This window comes from Streptomyces flavofungini, from assembly GCF_041028215.1.
Classification (GTDB): domain Bacteria; phylum Actinomycetota; class Actinomycetes; order Streptomycetales; family Streptomycetaceae; genus Streptomyces; species Streptomyces flavofungini_B.
Genome location: NZ_JASKYR010000109.1, coordinates 1 through 15,858 on the forward strand (window position 1 = coordinate 1; position 15,858 = coordinate 15,858).

A 15,858-nucleotide genomic window follows, 5' to 3' on the forward strand; every position below is an offset into this window, starting at 1 on the left:
CGGGGCTCCGCCCCCTGCGGCGGGCCCGTGATGGCCGGGCTCGGGGCCCGCCGCCGGGGGCGGAGCCCCGGGGGGGGGGACAGGGGCCACCCGCCGCAGAGCAGCGGGACGGTATGGACGGTCGAGGCTCAGGAGCCAGTAGTCGTGAGGACCGCCGAAAGCTCAACAGCCACCTGCTGCAACACCGGCACGATCTTGTCCGTGGCCGCCTCCGTGACCCGCCCCGCGGGCCCCGAGATCGAAATGGCCGCCGCCGTCGGCGAGTTCGGGACCGGCACCGCGAGGCACCGCACACCGATCTCCTGCTCGTTGTCGTCGACCGCGTACCCGGCCCGCCGGACCTCTTCGAGCGCGTCGAGGAACCCCTGCGGCGTAGTGATCGTCTTCTCCGTGGCCGCGGGCATCCCGGTGCGCGCGAGCAGCGCCCGTACCTCCTCGGGAGGCGTGTGGGCGAGGAGCGCCTTGCCGACGCCCGTGGAGTGCGGCAGGACCCGCCGCCCGACCTCGGTGAACATCCGCATGGAGTGCTTGGACGGCACCTGCGCCACGTACACGATCTCGTCGCCGTCGAGCAGCGCCATGTTCGCCGTCTCGCCGGTCTCCTCGACCAGCCGGGCGAGGTAGGGCCGGGCCCAGGTGCCGAGCAGCCGGGACGCGGACTCGCCGAGGCGGATCAGGCGCGGGCCGAGGGAGTAGCGGCGGTTGGCCTGCTGGCGTACGTAACCGCAGGCGACCAGCGTGCGCATGAGGCGGTGGATGGTCGGCAGCGGAAGCCCGCTGCTCGCGGAGAGCTCGCTGAGACCGACCTCGCCCCCGGCGTCGGCCATCCGCTCAAGCAGATCGAAGGCGCGCTCGAGGGACTGGACGCCACCGCTCGCGGCGGGAGGCTTTGAGGCGGCGACTTCAGCAAGGGCGTCGTTGGCGCTTGACGTCGGCACGGCGCGTTCCTTTCGGTGCTGGCGGGCAAGGAAGCAGCCTACCGGGCGGTTCCCCGCCAGGGCTCTGGCGCGTCGTGGCGTCACCGCCGGTCAGGTCGTCTTTGTCCGTGTCTCCATGGGGTTGTCCAGGGGACTACCGGCGCCGCGCTTGTGCGTAGCTACGTTCTGATAGGCGGAATCATAATTCCACCTTGTGGAAACGTCTAGTGCGACCCTCGACCGGGTCTGGCGGCGCCCCACGTGCTCAAGCCCACTCTTGACGCCGGAAGATCGAGCGTGAAAACTTCTTCAACAGAACGTTGAATTCCGTTAAGCGGAAACAAAAGGTCTGTGTAGCGGAACAGAAGAGACACAACGTAAAGACAGCAGAGAAAAGACAGCAGAGAGGGGACGCGGGTGTCCGAGCCAGACGTGGACGTCGTCACGAGTGCCGGAGGCGGCGGGGCGGAGCTGGTGCTGCGCTCCACACGCGTCGTCACCCCGGAGGGGACCCGGGCCGCCTCGGTCACCGTGTCCGGCGGAAAGATCGTGGCCGTCGCCGCGTACGACGCCGCCGTACCGGACGGCGCGCGCGTCGAGGACTTCGGCGACGACGTCCTGCTGCCCGGCCTGGTCGACACGCACGTCCATGTGAACGACCCGGGCCGCACGGAGTGGGAGGGCTTCTGGACCGCCACCCGCGCCGCGGCCGCCGGCGGCATCACCACGCTCGTCGACATGCCCCTGAACTCCCTGCCGCCGACCACGACGGTCGACAACCTGCGGACCAAGCAGGAGGTCGCCCGCGCCAAGGCCCACATCGACGTCGGGTTCTGGGGCGGCGCCCTGCCCGACAACGTGCAGGACCTCAAGCCGCTGCACGACGCGGGCGTCTACGGCTTCAAGTGCTTCCTCTCGCCCTCCGGCGTCGATGAGTTCCCCGAGCTGAACCAGGACCAGCTCACCGCCTCCATGGCCGAGATCGCCGGGTTCGGCGGCCTCCTCATCGTGCACGCCGAGGACCCCCACGAGCTGGACGCCGCCCCGCACAAGAGCGGACCCAAGTACGCGGACTACCTTCAGACCCGGCCCCGGATCTCCGAGGACACCGCCATCGAGGGCCTCATCGCCGTCGCCAAGCGGCTCGGCGCGCGCGTCCACGTGCTGCACCTGTCCTCCTCCGACGCGCTGCCGCTGATCGCCGCCGCCAGGCGCGAAGGCGTCAGGCTGACCGTCGAGACCTGCCCGCACTACCTCACCCTGACCGCCGAGGAGGTCCCCGACGGGGCGAGCGAGTTCAAGTGCTGCCCGCCCATCCGTGAGGCGGGCAACCAGGACCTGCTCTGGGCCGCGCTGGCCGAGGGGACGATCGACTGCGTCGTCACCGACCACTCGCCCTCCACGGCCGATCTGAAGACCGACGACTTCGCGACCGCCTGGGGCGGCATCTCCGGTCTCCAGCTCAGCCTGCCCGCCGTCTGGACCGAGGCGAGGAAGCGCGGTCACACCCTCGACGACGTGGTGCGGTGGATGTCCACCCGTACCGCGGAACTGGTCGGACTCGGCCAGAAGGGCGCCATCGAGGCCGGCCGCGACGCCGACTTCGCGGTCCTCGCGCCCGACGAGACCTTCACCGTGGACCCCGCGGAGCTCCAGCACCGGAACCGAGTCACGGCGTACGCGGGCAAGACCCTGAGCGGCGTCGTGAAGTCCACCTGGCTGCGCGGCGAACGCATCCTGCACGGCGGCGAGTTCAGCGAACCCGCGGGCCGACTTCTGGAAAGGAAGAACTGACAAGTGACGGCGATACCTTCGTTCACCGGCGACGCCAGCCCCTACGGCGGCGGCGAGCCCTACGCCGACTACCGTACGGCCGACTTCCCCTTCACCCAGTACGCCAACCTCGCCGACCGGCAGCTCGGCGCCGGTGTGATCGCCGCCAACGATGAGTTCTTCGCGATGCGCGAGAACCTGCTCCTCGCCCACCCCGCGGTGTTCGACCCCGAGCACTTCGGCCACAAGGGCAAGGTCATGGACGGCTGGGAGACCCGCCGCAGGCGCGGTGTCTCGGGCGAGCACCCGTGGCCGGCCGAGGACGACCACGACTGGGCGCTCGTACGGCTCGGCGCGCCCGGTGTCGTACGCGGCATCGTCATCGACACGGCCCACTTCCGCGGCAACTACCCGCAGGCCGTCTCCGTGGAGGGCACCAGCGTCGACGGCTCGCCGACGCCCGAGGAGCTCTGCGCCGACGACGTGAAGTGGACGACGCTCGTCCCGCGTACGCCGGTCGGCGGGCACGCCGCCAACGGCTTCGCCGTCGACGTCGAGCAGCGCTTCACGCACCTGCGCGTCAACCAGCACCCCGACGGCGGCATCGCGCGCCTCCGCGTCTACGGCGAGGTCGTCGCCGACCCCGCGTGGCTCGCCGCGCTCGGCACGTTCGACGTCGTCGCCCTGGAGAACGGCGGCCAGGTCGAGGACGCCTCCGACCGCTTCTACTCCCCGGCCACCAACACCATCCAGCCGGGCCGCTCCCGCAAGATGGACGACGGCTGGGAGACCCGCCGCCGCCGTGACACCGGCAACGACTGGATCCGCTACCGGCTCGTCCAGCAGGCCGAGATCCGGGTCGTCGAGATCGACACCGCCTACCTCAAGGGCAACTCGGCGGGCTGGGCCGCACTCTCGGTGCGCGACGGCGAGTCGGGGGAGTGGGCCGAGGCCCTGCCGCGCACGCGCCTCCAGCCCGACACCAACCACCGCTTCGTCCTGGACGCGCCGGTCGTCGGCACGCATGTGCGCGTCGACATCTTCCCGGACGGCGGCATCTCCCGGCTGCGCCTGTTCGGTTCGCTGACCGAGGACGGCGCCGCCAGGCTGGCCGCCCGTCACCAGGAGCTGGGCGGCTGATCCGCCCCCCATACGTGGGGCGCACCGGGTGGACAGCCCCGGTGCGCCCCGCACCCATGTCCCGCGCGCGTCAGGCGGCGTGCCCGCCGTCGACCGAGAGCTCGGTGCCGGTGACGTACGCGGCGTCGTCCCCGGCGAGATAGCCGACCAGGGAGGCCACCTCGTCGGCGGAGCCGAAGCGGCCGAGGGCCGTCAGGGCGCTCTGGCCCTCGGCGAAGGGGCCGTCCGCCGGGTTCATGTCGGTGTCGACGGGACCCGGCTGGATCAGGTTCGCGGTGATCCGGCGTCCGCCCAACTCCCGTGCCAGCGCCTTGTTGAGGCCGATCAGCGCGGCCTTGCTGGTCGCGTAGAGCGTGCCGCCGGGGCCCGGGACGCGCTGGGCCATGCAGCTTCCGACGGTGATGATCCGGCCGCCGTCGCGGAGCCGGGCGGCGGCCGTCTGCGAGGCCAGGAAGACCCCCCGTACATTGACCGCGAGCACGCGGTCGATGTCCGCGAGGGAGAGACCGGCGAGGGGGCCGAGCACGCCGATCCCCGCGTTGTTCACCAGGATGTCCAGACCGCCCAGGTCGTCGGCCGCGCGGTCCACCGCGCCCGCCGCGTCCCCGGCGTCCGCCGCGTCCGCCTTGATGGCGAAGGCGCGCTGCCCCATGGCCTCGATCTTCGCCACCACCTCGCGGGCCGCCGCCTCCCCCTGTACGTAAGTGATCGCCACGTCCGCGCCCTCCCGGGCGAGGCGCAGCGCGATCGCCGCCCCCATGCCGCGGCTGCCGCCGGTGACCAGGGCGGTCCTGCCGGTGAGAGTGCCGGTGAGAGTAGACATGTCCAACCTCTTCCATCTATCTACGCTTCTTCAGGTCCTTGCGTGTTCAATGAAAGACGTTCCGAGGGTGTGGGACTGGCGGTAAACGGACGCCTAACTGGCCCGGTGCTGGCCCGGTACCGGCCCGGTGGGGAAAGTGGTGAAGATCGGTGAACTACCGGAGAATTTCGCGTACTTGACGTTGACACGCCAACCTCTACGCGCGTCACACTGAGCCCATGCGAATCCCCCCACGAATCCTCGGCGCATCCGCCCTCGCCGCCGCCCTGCTCATCGGCGGCCCCGTCGCGGCCACCGCGGGCGCGGCGCCCGCCGCCCCGGTCACCCACTCCGTCACCGCGGTCGGCAAGGTCTGCCTCTCCGCGCTGCCCTCCCAGGCGCACGACACCCTCGACCTGATCGAGGCGGGCGGCCCCTACCCGTTCCCGCAGGACGGCACCGTCTTCCAGAACCGCGAGGGCGAGCTGCCGCGGCAGAGCTCCGGCTACTACCACGAGTACACGGTGATCACGCCGGGCTCGGACGACCGCGGTGCCCGCCGCATCGTCACCGGTGAGAAGAGCCAGGAGGACTACTACACCGCCGACCACTACGCCTCGTTCGACCTGGTCGACCACGGCTGCTGAAGCCTCGTTCAGCGGGCGGCGCGACCCGGCTCAGCGGGGGGCGCGGCTCTCCGCGACGGCGAACAGCGCGCAGCCGAGCACGATCAGCGCGACGCTCGCGTAGATCTCGTGGCCGTCCACGAACCCCAGGCGTGCCATCAGGCCCCAGCCGTCGAGCCGGCCGGTCAGCTCGTGCACCAGGCCCGCCCCGCCCTGGATCAGCAGGACAACACCAAGGAACTCAAGAATCCGCTTCATCCTGTGATGCTCGCCCCGTGGCTTCTTCGCTCACATCCGCCGCGGGGCGAGGTCTCACCCCGGACGCCGGTCCGAAAGTCGCGGGCCGGGTGACTTTGGTGGACGATCACGCGCGGGGGCCGCCGCGGGCGGTCTCCGGTGCGTAGATTTGCCGACCATGAGCGGCACCGAACCTCCGCGGCGATCCGAGCCCGTGGCCGAACCCCAGCCCCTGGCCAGAAGTCCGTGGACGCTGCCTTCCTCGATCGCCAGGGAGTTCGACCCGGGCCGTGCCGGAGGCAGGGCGCGGCGGACCGTGCGCGACTGGATCGTCGACTTCGCCTGTTTCCTGGCCGCCGTCCTCATCGGCATGGTCGGCGCCGACGCGGTCGGCAGGAACCCGCACATCTCACCCGGCTACGCCGAGTTCGACCAGGTGCTCGGCGCGCTCGCCTGCGCCGCCGTCTGGCTGCGCAGACGCTGGCCCGTCGGCCTCGCCATCGCCATGGTGCCGGTCTCGGTGGCCTCCGACACGGCGGGCGGCGCGGCGGTCGTCGCCCTCTTCACCGTCGCCGTGCACCGGCCCTTCCGGTATGTGGCATGGATCGGCGCGGTCTCCCTCGCCGTCATCCCCCTCACGTACTGGCTGCGGCCCGACGCCACGATGTCCTACCTGGCCACCATCGCCTTCGGCGTGATGCTGACCGCGCTCGTCATCGGCTGGGGCATGTTCGTGCGCTCACGCCGCGAGCTGCTGCTCAGCCTGCGGGACCGGGCCGTCCGCGCCGAGAACGAGGCCGCGCTCCGCGCCGAACAGGCCCAGCGCCTCGCCCGTGAGGCCATCGCCCGCGAGATGCACGACGTCCTCGCCCACCGGCTCACCTTGCTCAGCGTGCACGCGGGCGCCCTGGAATTCCGCCCCGACGCGCCCCGCGCGGAGATCGTCCGCGCGGCCGGTGTCATCCGGGAGAGCTCCCACGAGGCCCTCCAGGACCTGCGGCAGGTGATCGGCGTCCTGCGCGGCGGCGACACGGACGCCTCCGGGCGGCCCCAGCCCACGCTCGCCGCGCTCGGCGCGCTGGTCGCCGAGTGCCGCGAGGCGGGCATGAAGGTCGTCCTCGACAGCCGTGTCACCGACCCCGGGGACGTACCCGCGGCCCTCGGGCGCACCGCGTACCGCATCGCCCAGGAGGCCCTGACCAACGCCCGCAAGCACGCCCCCGGCGCCGAGGTGACCGTCAGCGTCGCGGGGCTGCCCGGCGAGGGCCTTACCATGAGCGTGACCAACCCGGCGCCGCCCGGCGACGTCCCCAGGGTGCCCGGCTCGGGACAGGGCCTGATCGGCCTCACCGAACGGGCCTCGCTGGCGGGCGGCAGGCTCTCCCACGGCCCCGGACCCGACGGCGGGTTCCGCCTGGAGGCCTGGCTACCGTGGGCGCCATGAAACCGATCAGGCTGCTGCTCGTCGACGACGATCCGCTGGTGCGCGCCGGGCTCTCCTTCATGCTCGGCGGCGCGGAGGACATCGAGATCGTCGGGGAGGCGGGGGACGGCGCCGAGGTCGCCGCACGCATCGGCGAACTCCGCCCCGACGTCGTCCTGATGGACATCCGCATGCCCGTGGTGGACGGCCTCACCGCCACGGAGGCGCTGCGCAGGCGACCGGACGCGCCCGAGGTCATCGTCCTGACCACCTTCCACGCCGACGAGCAGGTGCTGCGCGCCCTGCGGGCGGGCGCGGCGGGCTTCGTCCTGAAGGACACCGCCCCCACGGAGATCGTCGCGGCCGTCCGCGCCGTCGCCGCGGGCGAGCCGGTGCTCTCGCCGTCGGTGACGCGGCAGCTCATCAGCCAGGTGACGAGCGCCGATCCGCAGCTCGACCGCAGACGGCGCGCGCTGGCCAGGCTCGACGGTCTCGGCGAGCGGGAGCGGGAGGTCGCCGTGGCGGTGGGCCGGGGCGGCTCGAACGCGGACATCGCGGCGCAGCTCTTCCTGAGCGTGGCCACCGTGAAGGCGCACGTCTCCCGCATCCTGACCAAGCTGGACCTCAACAACCGGGTGCAGATCGCCCTGTTGGCGCATGACGCGGGGCTGCTCGACCAGGACGTCTGATCGCCGGACGGGCCCGGACCCGCGGTGGTAGTAGTCGTGCATGACCGAGACACCGGACGAGACGCCGCCCGACCCCATCGACCTCGCCATGGCAAGGAAGGTCCTGGACGCCCAGCCGTTCAGCCGCCTCGTCCGGGCGCGCATCACCCGCTTCGGCGAGGGCGCGGCCACCCTGGAGATCGGCGTCCGCGAGGAACTCCAGCAGCAGAACGGCTTCCTGCACGGCGGCGTCCTCGCCTACGCCGCCGACAACTCCATCACCTTCGCCGCGGGCACCACACTCGGCCCCGCCGTGCTGACGTCCGGCTTCTCCATCCAGTACGTCCGCCCGGCGACCGGTGTGAAGCTGCTGGCCCGCGCGGTCGTGGTGCACACGGGGCGGCGCCAGGCCACGGTGCGCTGCGAGCTGTTCTCGGTCGGCGAGGCGGGCGGCGAGGAAGCGGAGACGCTGTGCGCCATCGCGCAGGGGACGGTGCTCTCCACCGCCTGACCGCCTGACCGCCTGACCGCCTGACCTTCCGGGGGCCGGGGATCAGCAGCCGGTGCATCAGCCGACGGGGATCTCCTCCATCCGGACCGGCCGCCGCTCCCGCCGCGAGAGTTCGCACGCCTCGGCGATCCGCAGTGCGTGCAGCGCCTCGCGGCCGTCGCACGGGTTCGGCCGCTCGCCCCGTACGACCTCGACGAACGCGGCGAGCTCCGCCTCGTACGCGGGGGCGAAGCGCTCAAGGAAGCCGGGCCAGGGCTTGACCGGTGCGGCAGGACCCGCCGGTTCCGCCGAGGTCAGGGGCGTGCGGTCGTCCAGGCCGACGGCCAACTGGTCGCTCTCGCCCGCCAGTTCCATGCGTACGTCGTAACCGGCGCCGTTGCAGCGGGTCGCCGTCGCGGTGGCGAGCGTGCCGTCGTCGAGGGTGAGCAGGGCCGCCGCCGTGTCGACGTCACCCGCCTCGCGGAACATCGCGGGGCCCGCGTCCGATCCCGTCGCGTACACCTCGGTGACCTCGCGGCCGGTCACCCACCGCAGGATGTCGAAGTCGTGCACGAGGCAGTCGCGGTAGAGGCCGCCGGAGAGCGGCAGATAGGCCGGCGGGGGCGGCGCCGGGTCGGAGGTGATGGCCCGCACGGTGTGCAGACGGCCGAGCGTGCCCGCCCGCACCGCCTCGCGCGCCGCGGCGTACCCCGCGTCGAAGCGCCGCTGGAAACCGAGCTGGAGCACCGTGCCCGCGGCCTCGACCTCGGCGAGGGCGGCCAGCGTGCCCGGCAGGTCGAGCGCGATCGGCTTCTCGCAGAACGCGGGAAGACCGGCCCGTGCGGCGGCGCCGATCAGACCGGCGTGCGCGGCGGTCGCCGCGGTGATCACCACGGCGTCCACGCCGACGCGGAACACGTCCTCGACCTCGGGTGCGGACACCGCGCCCGTCCGTGCCGCCAGGTCGGCCGCCCGCACCGGGTCGGCGTCGGCGACCACCAGCGAGCCGACGTCGGGGTGGCGGCTCAGCGCCGCCGCGTGGAAGGTGCCGATACGGCCGGTTCCGATCAGTCCGATGCGCATGGACCCACCCTCACCGCGCCTCGCCCTCCGTGTCAATCATTTGTCCGGACAACAGAACCTCATAACTTCCCGTCATCTTCTCTTCGGGCTACGCTCGCCCCGTGTCCAAACCACTCGCCAAAGCAGCGCAGGGCCAGCAGGACGGGCAGGGCGGCCAGGACCGGCGGGCCAAGGACCCCGCCCTGGACCTGGGGCTCGGCGTCGACCGCAGCAGCCCGGTGCCGCTCTACTTCCAGCTCGCCCAGCAACTGGAGGCGGCGATCGAGCGCGGCGCCCTGACCCCGGGCAGCCTCCTCGGCAACGAGATCGAGCTCGCCGGACGCCTCGGCCTCTCCCGGCCCACCGTCCGCCAGGCCATCCAGTCCCTCGTCGACAAGGGACTCCTCGTACGCCGCAGAGGCGTCGGTACGCAGGTGGTGCACAGCCAGGTCAAGCGTCCCCTGGAGCTCAGCAGCCTCTACGACGACCTGGAGGCCGCGGGCCAGCGCCCCGAGACCCGCGTCCTGCGCAACACCGTCGAGCCCGCGTCCGCCGAGGTCGCCGCCGCGCTCGGCATCGCCGAGGGGGAGGAGGCGCACCGCGTCGAGCGGCTGCGCCTGGCGCACGGCGAGCCCATGGCCTTCCTGACCAACCACCTCCCCGCCGGGCTCCTCGACCTCGAATCCGCCCGCCTGGAGGCCACCGGGCTCTACCGCCTGATGCGCGCCGCGGGGCTCACCCTGCACAGCGCCCGCCAGTCCGTCGGCGCCCGCGCCGCGGCGGCGGACGAGGCGGAGCGCCTGGCCGAGCCCGTCGGGGCCCCGCTGCTCACGATGCGGCGCACGACCTTCGACGACACCGGGCGCGCGGTCGAGTTCGGGGCGCACGTCTACCGGGCCTCGCGGTACTCCTTCGAGTTCCAGCTCCTCGTACGGCCGTAGCGCCGTGCGGGGGCACCGCGGGGCCCTACACCCGCTCACACTCGTCAGAATGTTCTGACAAAGCCATTGACGCTGCCGTGGGCCCGCCGCTAGAACTCCCCCCAGCCGCATTCGGGCGGCCGGGAGAAGAGGTGGTCCCATGCGTACAGCCCGTACGGCCGCGGCCCTCGTCGCGGTGCTCGCGCTCGCGGGGTGCAGCGGCTCCGGCGGCAAGGGCGGCGAGGACGGCTCCGGGGACGACGGGGGCGGCGCCAAGGGCGTGAGCTCGCCCCGTCTGAAGATCGCCATGATCACCCACTCCGGCGAGGGCGACACCTTCTGGGACATCGTCCGCAGCGGCGCCAAGCAGGCCGCCCGCAAGGACAACGCCGACCTCCTCTACGCCAACGACAAGGAGGCCAAGGGGCAGGCCGAGCTGGTCCAGTCGTACGTGGACAAGAAGGTCGACGGGATCATCGTGACCCTGGCCAAGCCCGAGGCGATGAAGTCCGTCCTCGGCAAGGCGAAGGCCGCCGGGATACCGGTCGTCACGATCAACTCCGGCGGCGAGTTCTCCGCGCGGTTCGGCGCCCTGAGCCACATCGGCCAGGACGAGTCCGTGGCGGGCGAGGCCGTCGGCGACGAGCTCGACACGCGCGGCAGGAAGAAGGTCCTCTGCGTCATCCACGAACAGGGCAACGTCTCCCTTGAGCAGCGCTGCGCCGGGGTGAAGAAGACCTTCGGGGGATCGGTGGAGAACCTGAACGTGGAGGGCACCAACGCGCCCGCCGCCCAGTCCTCCATCAGCGCGAAGCTCCAGGCCACCAAGGACATCGACGCCGTGGTCACCCTCGGCGCGCCGATCGCCGCGCTGTCCGTGAAGGCCGCACAGGACGCGGGCAGCAAGGCGGAGGTCGACACCTTCGACCTGAACGCCGAGGTCGTCAAGCGGCTCAAGGCCAAGGAGGTCGGCTTCGCCGTCGACCAGCAGCCCTACCTCCAGGGCTATGTCGCGGTCGACGAGCTGTGGCTCTACAAGACCAACGCCAACGTCCTCGGCGGCGGCAAGCCCGTGCTCACCGGACCCGCCATCGTCACCGGGAAGGACGTGCCGAAGCTGGAGAAGTACACGGCCCGCGGTACCCGATGAACACACGCGTGATCCGCGTGGTCGATACTTGGGCGGCCGGGGCCGAGGATCAGGACCGGCCGCACCGAGGAGCAGAACAAGAAGGGCACGGCGTCGTGGCAAGGGTTCAGACAGGGGTACGCGCGGTGGGCGCCGTGCTGGTGGCGGCGCTCGGAGTGTCCCTCGTGGGATGCAGCAGCACGGGCGGCAAGCGCGCCGAGGACGCCCGCAAGGCGGCCACGGCCCAGGGGAAGGCGGCGGTCTCCACGCCGCGCTGGACCTTCGGCATGGTGACGCACTCGGGTGACGGCGACACGTTCTGGGACATCGTCCAGGAGGGCGCCAAGGAGGCGGCCCGCAAGGACAACATCAAGTTCCTGTACGCCCACGACGACGAGGCCCAGCAGCAGGCCCAGTACGTGGACAGCTACATCGACAAGAAGGTCGACGCGATCATCGTCACGCTGGCCAAGCCGGACGCGATGAAGGGCGCCCTGGCGCGCGCGGAGAAGGCCGGTATCCCGGTGATCACCGTGAACTCCGGCTCCGCCGAGTCCAAGGAGTTCGGGGCGCTCACGCACATCGGCCAGGACGAGACGATCGCGGGCGAGGCCGTCGGCAAGGAGCTGAACAAGCGCGGCAGGAAGAAGGCGCTGTGCGTCCTGCACGAGCAGGGCAACGTCGGCCATGAGCAGCGCTGCGACGGCGCGCGGAAGACCTTCGACGGCAAGATGCAGAACCTGTACGTGACCGGCACCAACATGCCCGACGTGCAGTCCTCCATCGAGGCGAAGCTCCAGACCGACAAGTCGATCGACGCGGTCGTCACACTGGGCGCGCCCTTCGCCGACGCCGCGGTCAAGGCCAGGGAGGGCGCGGGCACCAGGACGGAGGTCGACACCTTCGACCTGAACGAGAAGGTCGCCGCCGGTCTCAAGAACGGCGACCTGGGCTTCGCCGTCGACCAGCAGCCCTACCTCCAGGGCTACCAGGCCGTCGACCTGCTCTGGCTCTACAAGTACAACGCCGACGTGCTCGGCGGCGGCAAGCCGGTCCTCACCGGTCCGCAGATCGTCACCAAGGACCAGGCCGGCGAGCTCGAGGAATACGCGAAGCGAGGGACCCGATGACCGCGACAGCCCCGGCGCCCGCCCCGGAGGCCAAGGGCGACGAGCGCCTCCTGAAGACCTCTCCGCTGAAGAAGCTCATGGGCCGCCCCGAGCTGGGCTCGGTCGTCGGCGCCATCGCCGTCTTCATCTTCTTCTCGATCGTCGCCGACAGCTTCCTCCAGGCCACCAGCCTCGCCACGGTCCTGTACGCGGCCTCCACACTCGGCATCATGGCGGTGCCGGTGGCGCTGCTCATGATCGGCGGCGAGTTCGACCTGTCGGCCGGAGTCCTGGTGACGACCTCGGCGCTGGTGTCGTCGATGTTCAGCTACCAGATGACCGCGAACGTCTGGGTGGGCGTCGGCGTCTCGCTGCTCGTCACCCTCGCCATCGGCGTCTTCAACGGCGTGATGCTGACCCGTACGGACCCGCCGAGCTTCATCATCACGCTGGGTACGTTCCTGATGCTGACCGGCATGAACCTCGGCTTCACCAAGCTGATCAGCGGCACGGTGTCGACGAAGTCGATCGCCGACATGGAGGGCTTCGAGTCCGCCAGGTCCGTCTTCGCCTCCACGGTCACCGTCGGCGGCGTCGACTACAAGATCACCATTGTCTGGTGGCTGGCGCTGATCGCCGTCGCCACCTGGGTCCTGCTCCGCACCCGGGTCGGCAACTGGATCTTCGCGGTCGGCGGCGGCGAGGACGCGGCCCGCGCGGTCGGCGTCCCGGTGGCGGCGACCAAGATCGGCCTGTACATGGGCGTCGCCTTCGGCGCCTGGATCTCCGGCCAGCACCTGCTCCTGTCCTACGACACCGTCCAGTCCGGCGAGGGTGTCGGCAACGAACTGATCTACATCGTCGCGGCGGTCATCGGCGGGTGTCTGATCACCGGCGGGTACGGGTCCGCGGTCGGCGCGGCGGTGGGTGCGCTGATCTTCGGCATGGTCAGCAAGGGCATCGTGTTCGCCGAGTGGAATTCCGACTGGTTCAAGTTCTTCCTCGGCGTGATGCTGCTCCTGGCCACGCTGCTCAACCACTGGGTCCGCAAGCGGGCGGAGGCGACGAAATGACGGACGTGACGGACGGGCCCGGCGAGACCGGTGCCACCGGCCGGACTTCTCCGGCCGAGGAGCGCACGCCGCTCGTCGAGCTGGCCGACGTCAGCAAGTACTACGGCAACATCCGCGCCCTTGAGGGGGTCTCCCTGGAGGTCCACGCGGGGGAGATCTCCTGCGTGCTCGGCGACAACGGCGCGGGCAAGTCCACGCTGATCAAGATCATCGCGGGGCTTCACCGGCATGACGCGGGTGACTTCCGCGTCGAGGGCGAGGACGCGGGCCTCGGCTCGCCGCGCGAGGCACTCGACCGGGGCATCGCCACGGTCTACCAGGACCTCGCGGTGGTTCCCCTGATGCCGGTCTGGCGGAACTTCTTCCTCGGCTCGGAGCCGACGAAGGGCTTCGGTCCGTTCAAGCGCATGGACGTCGACCTGATGCGCCGGACGACCCACGCGGAGCTGCTGCGCATGGGGATCGACCTGCGGGACGTGGACCAGCCGATCGGCACGCTCTCCGGTGGTGAGCGGCAGTGCGTGGCGATCGCCCGCGCGGTCTACTTCGGCGCGAAGGTCCTCGTCCTGGACGAGCCGACCGCGGCGCTGGGCGTGAAGCAGTCGGGCGTGGTCCTGAAGTACGTGGCCGCGGCGCGGGACGCGGGCCTCGGGGTGGTCCTCATCACCCACAACCCGCACCACGCGTACCTGGTCGGCAACCGCTTCGTCCTCCTGAAGCGGGGCGCGATGTCCGGGAGCTACGCCCGCGACGAGATCACCCTGGACGAGCTGACCCGCCAGATGGCGGGCGGCAGCGAACTGGACGACCTCCGTCACGAACTGGAATCCCGAGCGTAGGGCTCGACGCTTCTACCCCGCTGCGCCCCGCCTCGCCTCCCCTTCGGCCTGCGGCCCCGGTGGGGGTCGCCCGCGCAGTTCCCCGCGCCCCTGGGGGTCTCACCACCCCCGSYCAGGGRCGCGGGGMACGGCRCGCYMAGCCACGAGGCACCCGCAGGCAGCGAGGATGGTGAAGGCCCCCCGGCCCAGGGGCGCGGGGAACGGCGCGCCAAGCCACGAGGCACCCGCAGGCAGCGAGGATGGTGAAGGCCCCCCGGCCCAGGGGCGCGGGGAACGGCGCGCCAAGCCACGAGGCACCCGCAGGCAGCGAGGATGGTGAAGGCCCCCCGGCCCAGGGGCGCGGGGAACGGCGCGCCAAGCCACGAGGCACCCGCAGGCAGCGAGGATGGTGCRRGSCCCCCGGCCCGGAGACGCGGGGAACGGCGCGCCAAGCCACGAGGCACCCGCAGGCAGCGAGGACGGTGAAGGCCCCCGGCCAGTACGGCGAGGGCGAGGGAGGTCGGGCGCCCACCGGGACCTCGCGGTGCGGCACAGCGACAGCGTGAGGCAGAATCGCCGCAATGAGCACCTACCGCGACCTAGCGCACCGCGGCTCCGCACGAGCCACCGTCCTGCGGACCGTAGGCACGCGTGAACGCCGCTCCCATCTGACGGCGCCCCGCGTCAACACCGTCGGCATCGACATCGGCGGCACCAAGGTGATGGCGGGCGTCGTCGACCCCGACGGCAACATCCTGGAGACCCTCCGCACGGAGACCCCGGACAAGTCGAAGAGCCCCCGCGTCGTCGAGGACACGATCATCGAGCTGGTCCTCGACCTCTCCGACCGCCACGACGTGCACGCGGTCGGCATCGGCGCAGCCGGCTGGGTGGACGCGGACCGCAACCGCGTCCTGTTCGCCCCCCACCTCTCCTGGCGCAACGAACCGCTCCGCGACCGCATCTCCGGCCGCCTCGCGGTCCCCGTCATGGTGGACAACGACGCGAACACCGCCGCCTGGGCGGAGTGGCGCTTCGGCGCGGGCCGCGGCGAGGACCACCTGGTCATGATCACCCTCGGCACCGGCATCGGCGGCGCGATCCTGGAGGACGGCCAGGTCAAGCGCGGCAAGTTCGGCGTCGCGGGCGAATTCGGGCATATGCAGGTCGTCCCCGGCGGCCACCGCTGCCCATGCGGCAACCGCGGCTGCTGGGAGCAGTACAGCTCCGGCAACGCCCTCGTCCGCGAGGCCCGCGAGCTCGCCGCCGCCGACTCCCCGGTCGCGTACGAGATCATCGAGCGCGTCAAGGGCAACGTCCCCGACATCACCGGCCCCCTCATCACCGAGCTGGCCCGCGAGGGCGACGCGATGTGCGTGGAGCTGCTCCAGGACATCGGCCAGTGGCTCGGCGTCGGCATCGCCAACCTCGCCGCCGCCCTCGACCCGTCCTGCTTCGTCATCGGCGGCGGCGTGAGCGCCGCCGACGACCTCCTCATCGGCCCCGCCCGCGATGCCTTCCGGCGCCACCTCACCGGCCGCGGCTACCGCCCCGAGGCCCGCATCGCCCGCGCCCACCATGCCGGCCTGGCCCGCCTGGTCGCCCGCCGCTTCCGCCGCGCCAACCGCCGCCGCGTCGAGCGCTACGAACGCTACGAGCGCTACGCCGAGG

General features: G+C 71.8%; 16 protein-coding genes. 12 read left to right on the top strand and 4 right to left on the bottom strand.

Annotated features, from left to right (window positions below; translation table 11 throughout):
- Nucleotides 1–128: 128 nt before the first annotated feature.
- Complete coding sequence (locus AB8Z36_RS10450; RefSeq protein ID WP_369212950.1) at nt 129–938, bottom strand: IclR family transcriptional regulator; 810 nt, start codon at nt 936–938, stop codon at nt 129–131.
- 396 nt (nt 939–1,334) lie between these two features.
- Here AB8Z36_RS10450 and allB point away from each other — a divergent pair, with 396 nt between their 5' ends.
- Together allB and alc are read left to right on the top strand one after the other, a co-directional pair.
- A complete protein-coding gene (gene allB, locus AB8Z36_RS10455) occupies nt 1,335–2,711 on the top strand; it encodes an allantoinase AllB (protein WP_369212951.1) in 1,377 nt (458 codons plus the stop codon).
- A gap of 3 nt (nt 2,712–2,714) precedes the next feature.
- The gene (alc, locus tag AB8Z36_RS10460) at nt 2,715–3,830 is read left to right on the top strand and encodes an allantoicase (protein WP_369212952.1); all 1,116 of its coding nucleotides are present in this window, start codon (nt 2,715–2,717) and stop codon (nt 3,828–3,830) included.
- Nucleotides 3,831–3,900: 70 nt separating this feature from the next.
- On the opposite strand, the gene AB8Z36_RS10465 is transcribed toward alc, so the two are convergent.
- Nucleotides 3,901–4,653 (bottom strand): SDR family oxidoreductase, encoded by a 753-nt coding sequence (locus tag AB8Z36_RS10465; RefSeq protein WP_369212953.1) that lies wholly within the window; start codon nt 4,651–4,653, stop codon nt 3,901–3,903.
- A gap of 218 nt (nt 4,654–4,871) precedes the next feature.
- Here AB8Z36_RS10465 and AB8Z36_RS10470 point away from each other — a divergent pair, with 218 nt between their 5' ends.
- On the top strand, nt 4,872–5,279 hold the full coding sequence (locus AB8Z36_RS10470; protein WP_369212954.1) for a ribonuclease: 408 nt from the start codon (nt 4,872–4,874) through the stop codon (nt 5,277–5,279).
- A 30-nt stretch (nt 5,280–5,309) separates the two neighbouring features.
- On the opposite strand, the gene AB8Z36_RS10475 is transcribed toward AB8Z36_RS10470, so the two are convergent.
- Nucleotides 5,310–5,516, bottom strand: a complete 207-nt coding sequence (locus tag AB8Z36_RS10475) for a hypothetical protein (RefSeq protein ID WP_369212955.1) — start codon at nt 5,514–5,516, stop codon at nt 5,310–5,312.
- A 157-nt stretch (nt 5,517–5,673) separates the two neighbouring features.
- Here AB8Z36_RS10475 and AB8Z36_RS10480 point away from each other — a divergent pair, with 157 nt between their 5' ends.
- The 3 genes from AB8Z36_RS10480 to AB8Z36_RS10490 are packed head-to-tail and all read left to right on the top strand — an operon-like array spanning nt 5,674 to nt 8,097.
- The gene (locus tag AB8Z36_RS10480) at nt 5,674–6,939 is read left to right on the top strand and encodes a sensor histidine kinase (protein ID WP_369212956.1); all 1,266 of its coding nucleotides are present in this window, start codon (nt 5,674–5,676) and stop codon (nt 6,937–6,939) included.
- The gene (locus tag AB8Z36_RS10485) at nt 6,936–7,607 is read left to right on the top strand and encodes a response regulator transcription factor (protein ID WP_369212957.1); all 672 of its coding nucleotides are present in this window, start codon (nt 6,936–6,938) and stop codon (nt 7,605–7,607) included. The genes AB8Z36_RS10480 and AB8Z36_RS10485 overlap by 4 nt, the downstream gene beginning before the upstream one ends.
- Nucleotides 7,608–7,647: 40 nt before the next feature.
- Complete coding sequence (locus tag AB8Z36_RS10490) at nt 7,648–8,097, top strand: PaaI family thioesterase (RefSeq protein ID WP_369212958.1); 450 nt, start codon at nt 7,648–7,650, stop codon at nt 8,095–8,097.
- A gap of 57 nt (nt 8,098–8,154) precedes the next feature.
- Here AB8Z36_RS10490 and AB8Z36_RS10495 read toward each other — a convergent pair whose 3' ends face one another.
- Nucleotides 8,155–9,159, bottom strand: a complete 1,005-nt coding sequence (locus AB8Z36_RS10495; RefSeq protein WP_369212959.1) for a Gfo/Idh/MocA family protein — start codon at nt 9,157–9,159, stop codon at nt 8,155–8,157.
- Nucleotides 9,160–9,341: 182 nt separating this feature from the next.
- Here AB8Z36_RS10495 and AB8Z36_RS10500 point away from each other — a divergent pair, with 182 nt between their 5' ends.
- The 6 genes from AB8Z36_RS10500 to AB8Z36_RS10525 form a co-directional block, all read left to right on the top strand.
- A complete protein-coding gene (locus AB8Z36_RS10500; RefSeq protein ID WP_369212965.1) occupies nt 9,342–10,079 on the top strand; it encodes a GntR family transcriptional regulator in 738 nt (245 codons plus the stop codon).
- A gap of 139 nt (nt 10,080–10,218) precedes the next feature.
- Nucleotides 10,219–11,208, top strand: a complete 990-nt coding sequence (locus AB8Z36_RS10505) for a sugar ABC transporter substrate-binding protein (RefSeq protein ID WP_369212960.1) — start codon at nt 10,219–10,221, stop codon at nt 11,206–11,208.
- A gap of 95 nt (nt 11,209–11,303) precedes the next feature.
- Nucleotides 11,304–12,317: a sugar ABC transporter substrate-binding protein gene (locus AB8Z36_RS10510; RefSeq protein ID WP_369212961.1), complete on the top strand. Its 1,014-nt coding sequence runs from the start codon at nt 11,304–11,306 to the stop codon at nt 12,315–12,317.
- Nucleotides 12,314–13,369 (top strand): ABC transporter permease, encoded by a 1,056-nt coding sequence (locus AB8Z36_RS10515; RefSeq protein ID WP_369212962.1) that lies wholly within the window; start codon nt 12,314–12,316, stop codon nt 13,367–13,369. Before AB8Z36_RS10510 ends, AB8Z36_RS10515 begins: the two co-directional genes overlap by 4 nt.
- On the top strand, nt 13,366–14,208 hold the full coding sequence (locus AB8Z36_RS10520; protein WP_369212963.1) for an ATP-binding cassette domain-containing protein: 843 nt from the start codon (nt 13,366–13,368) through the stop codon (nt 14,206–14,208). The genes AB8Z36_RS10515 and AB8Z36_RS10520 overlap by 4 nt, the downstream gene beginning before the upstream one ends.
- Before the next feature lie 560 nt (nt 14,209–14,768).
- On the top strand, nt 14,769–15,858 hold a 1,090-nt coding region (locus tag AB8Z36_RS10525), incomplete at its 3' end, for an ROK family glucokinase (protein WP_369212964.1).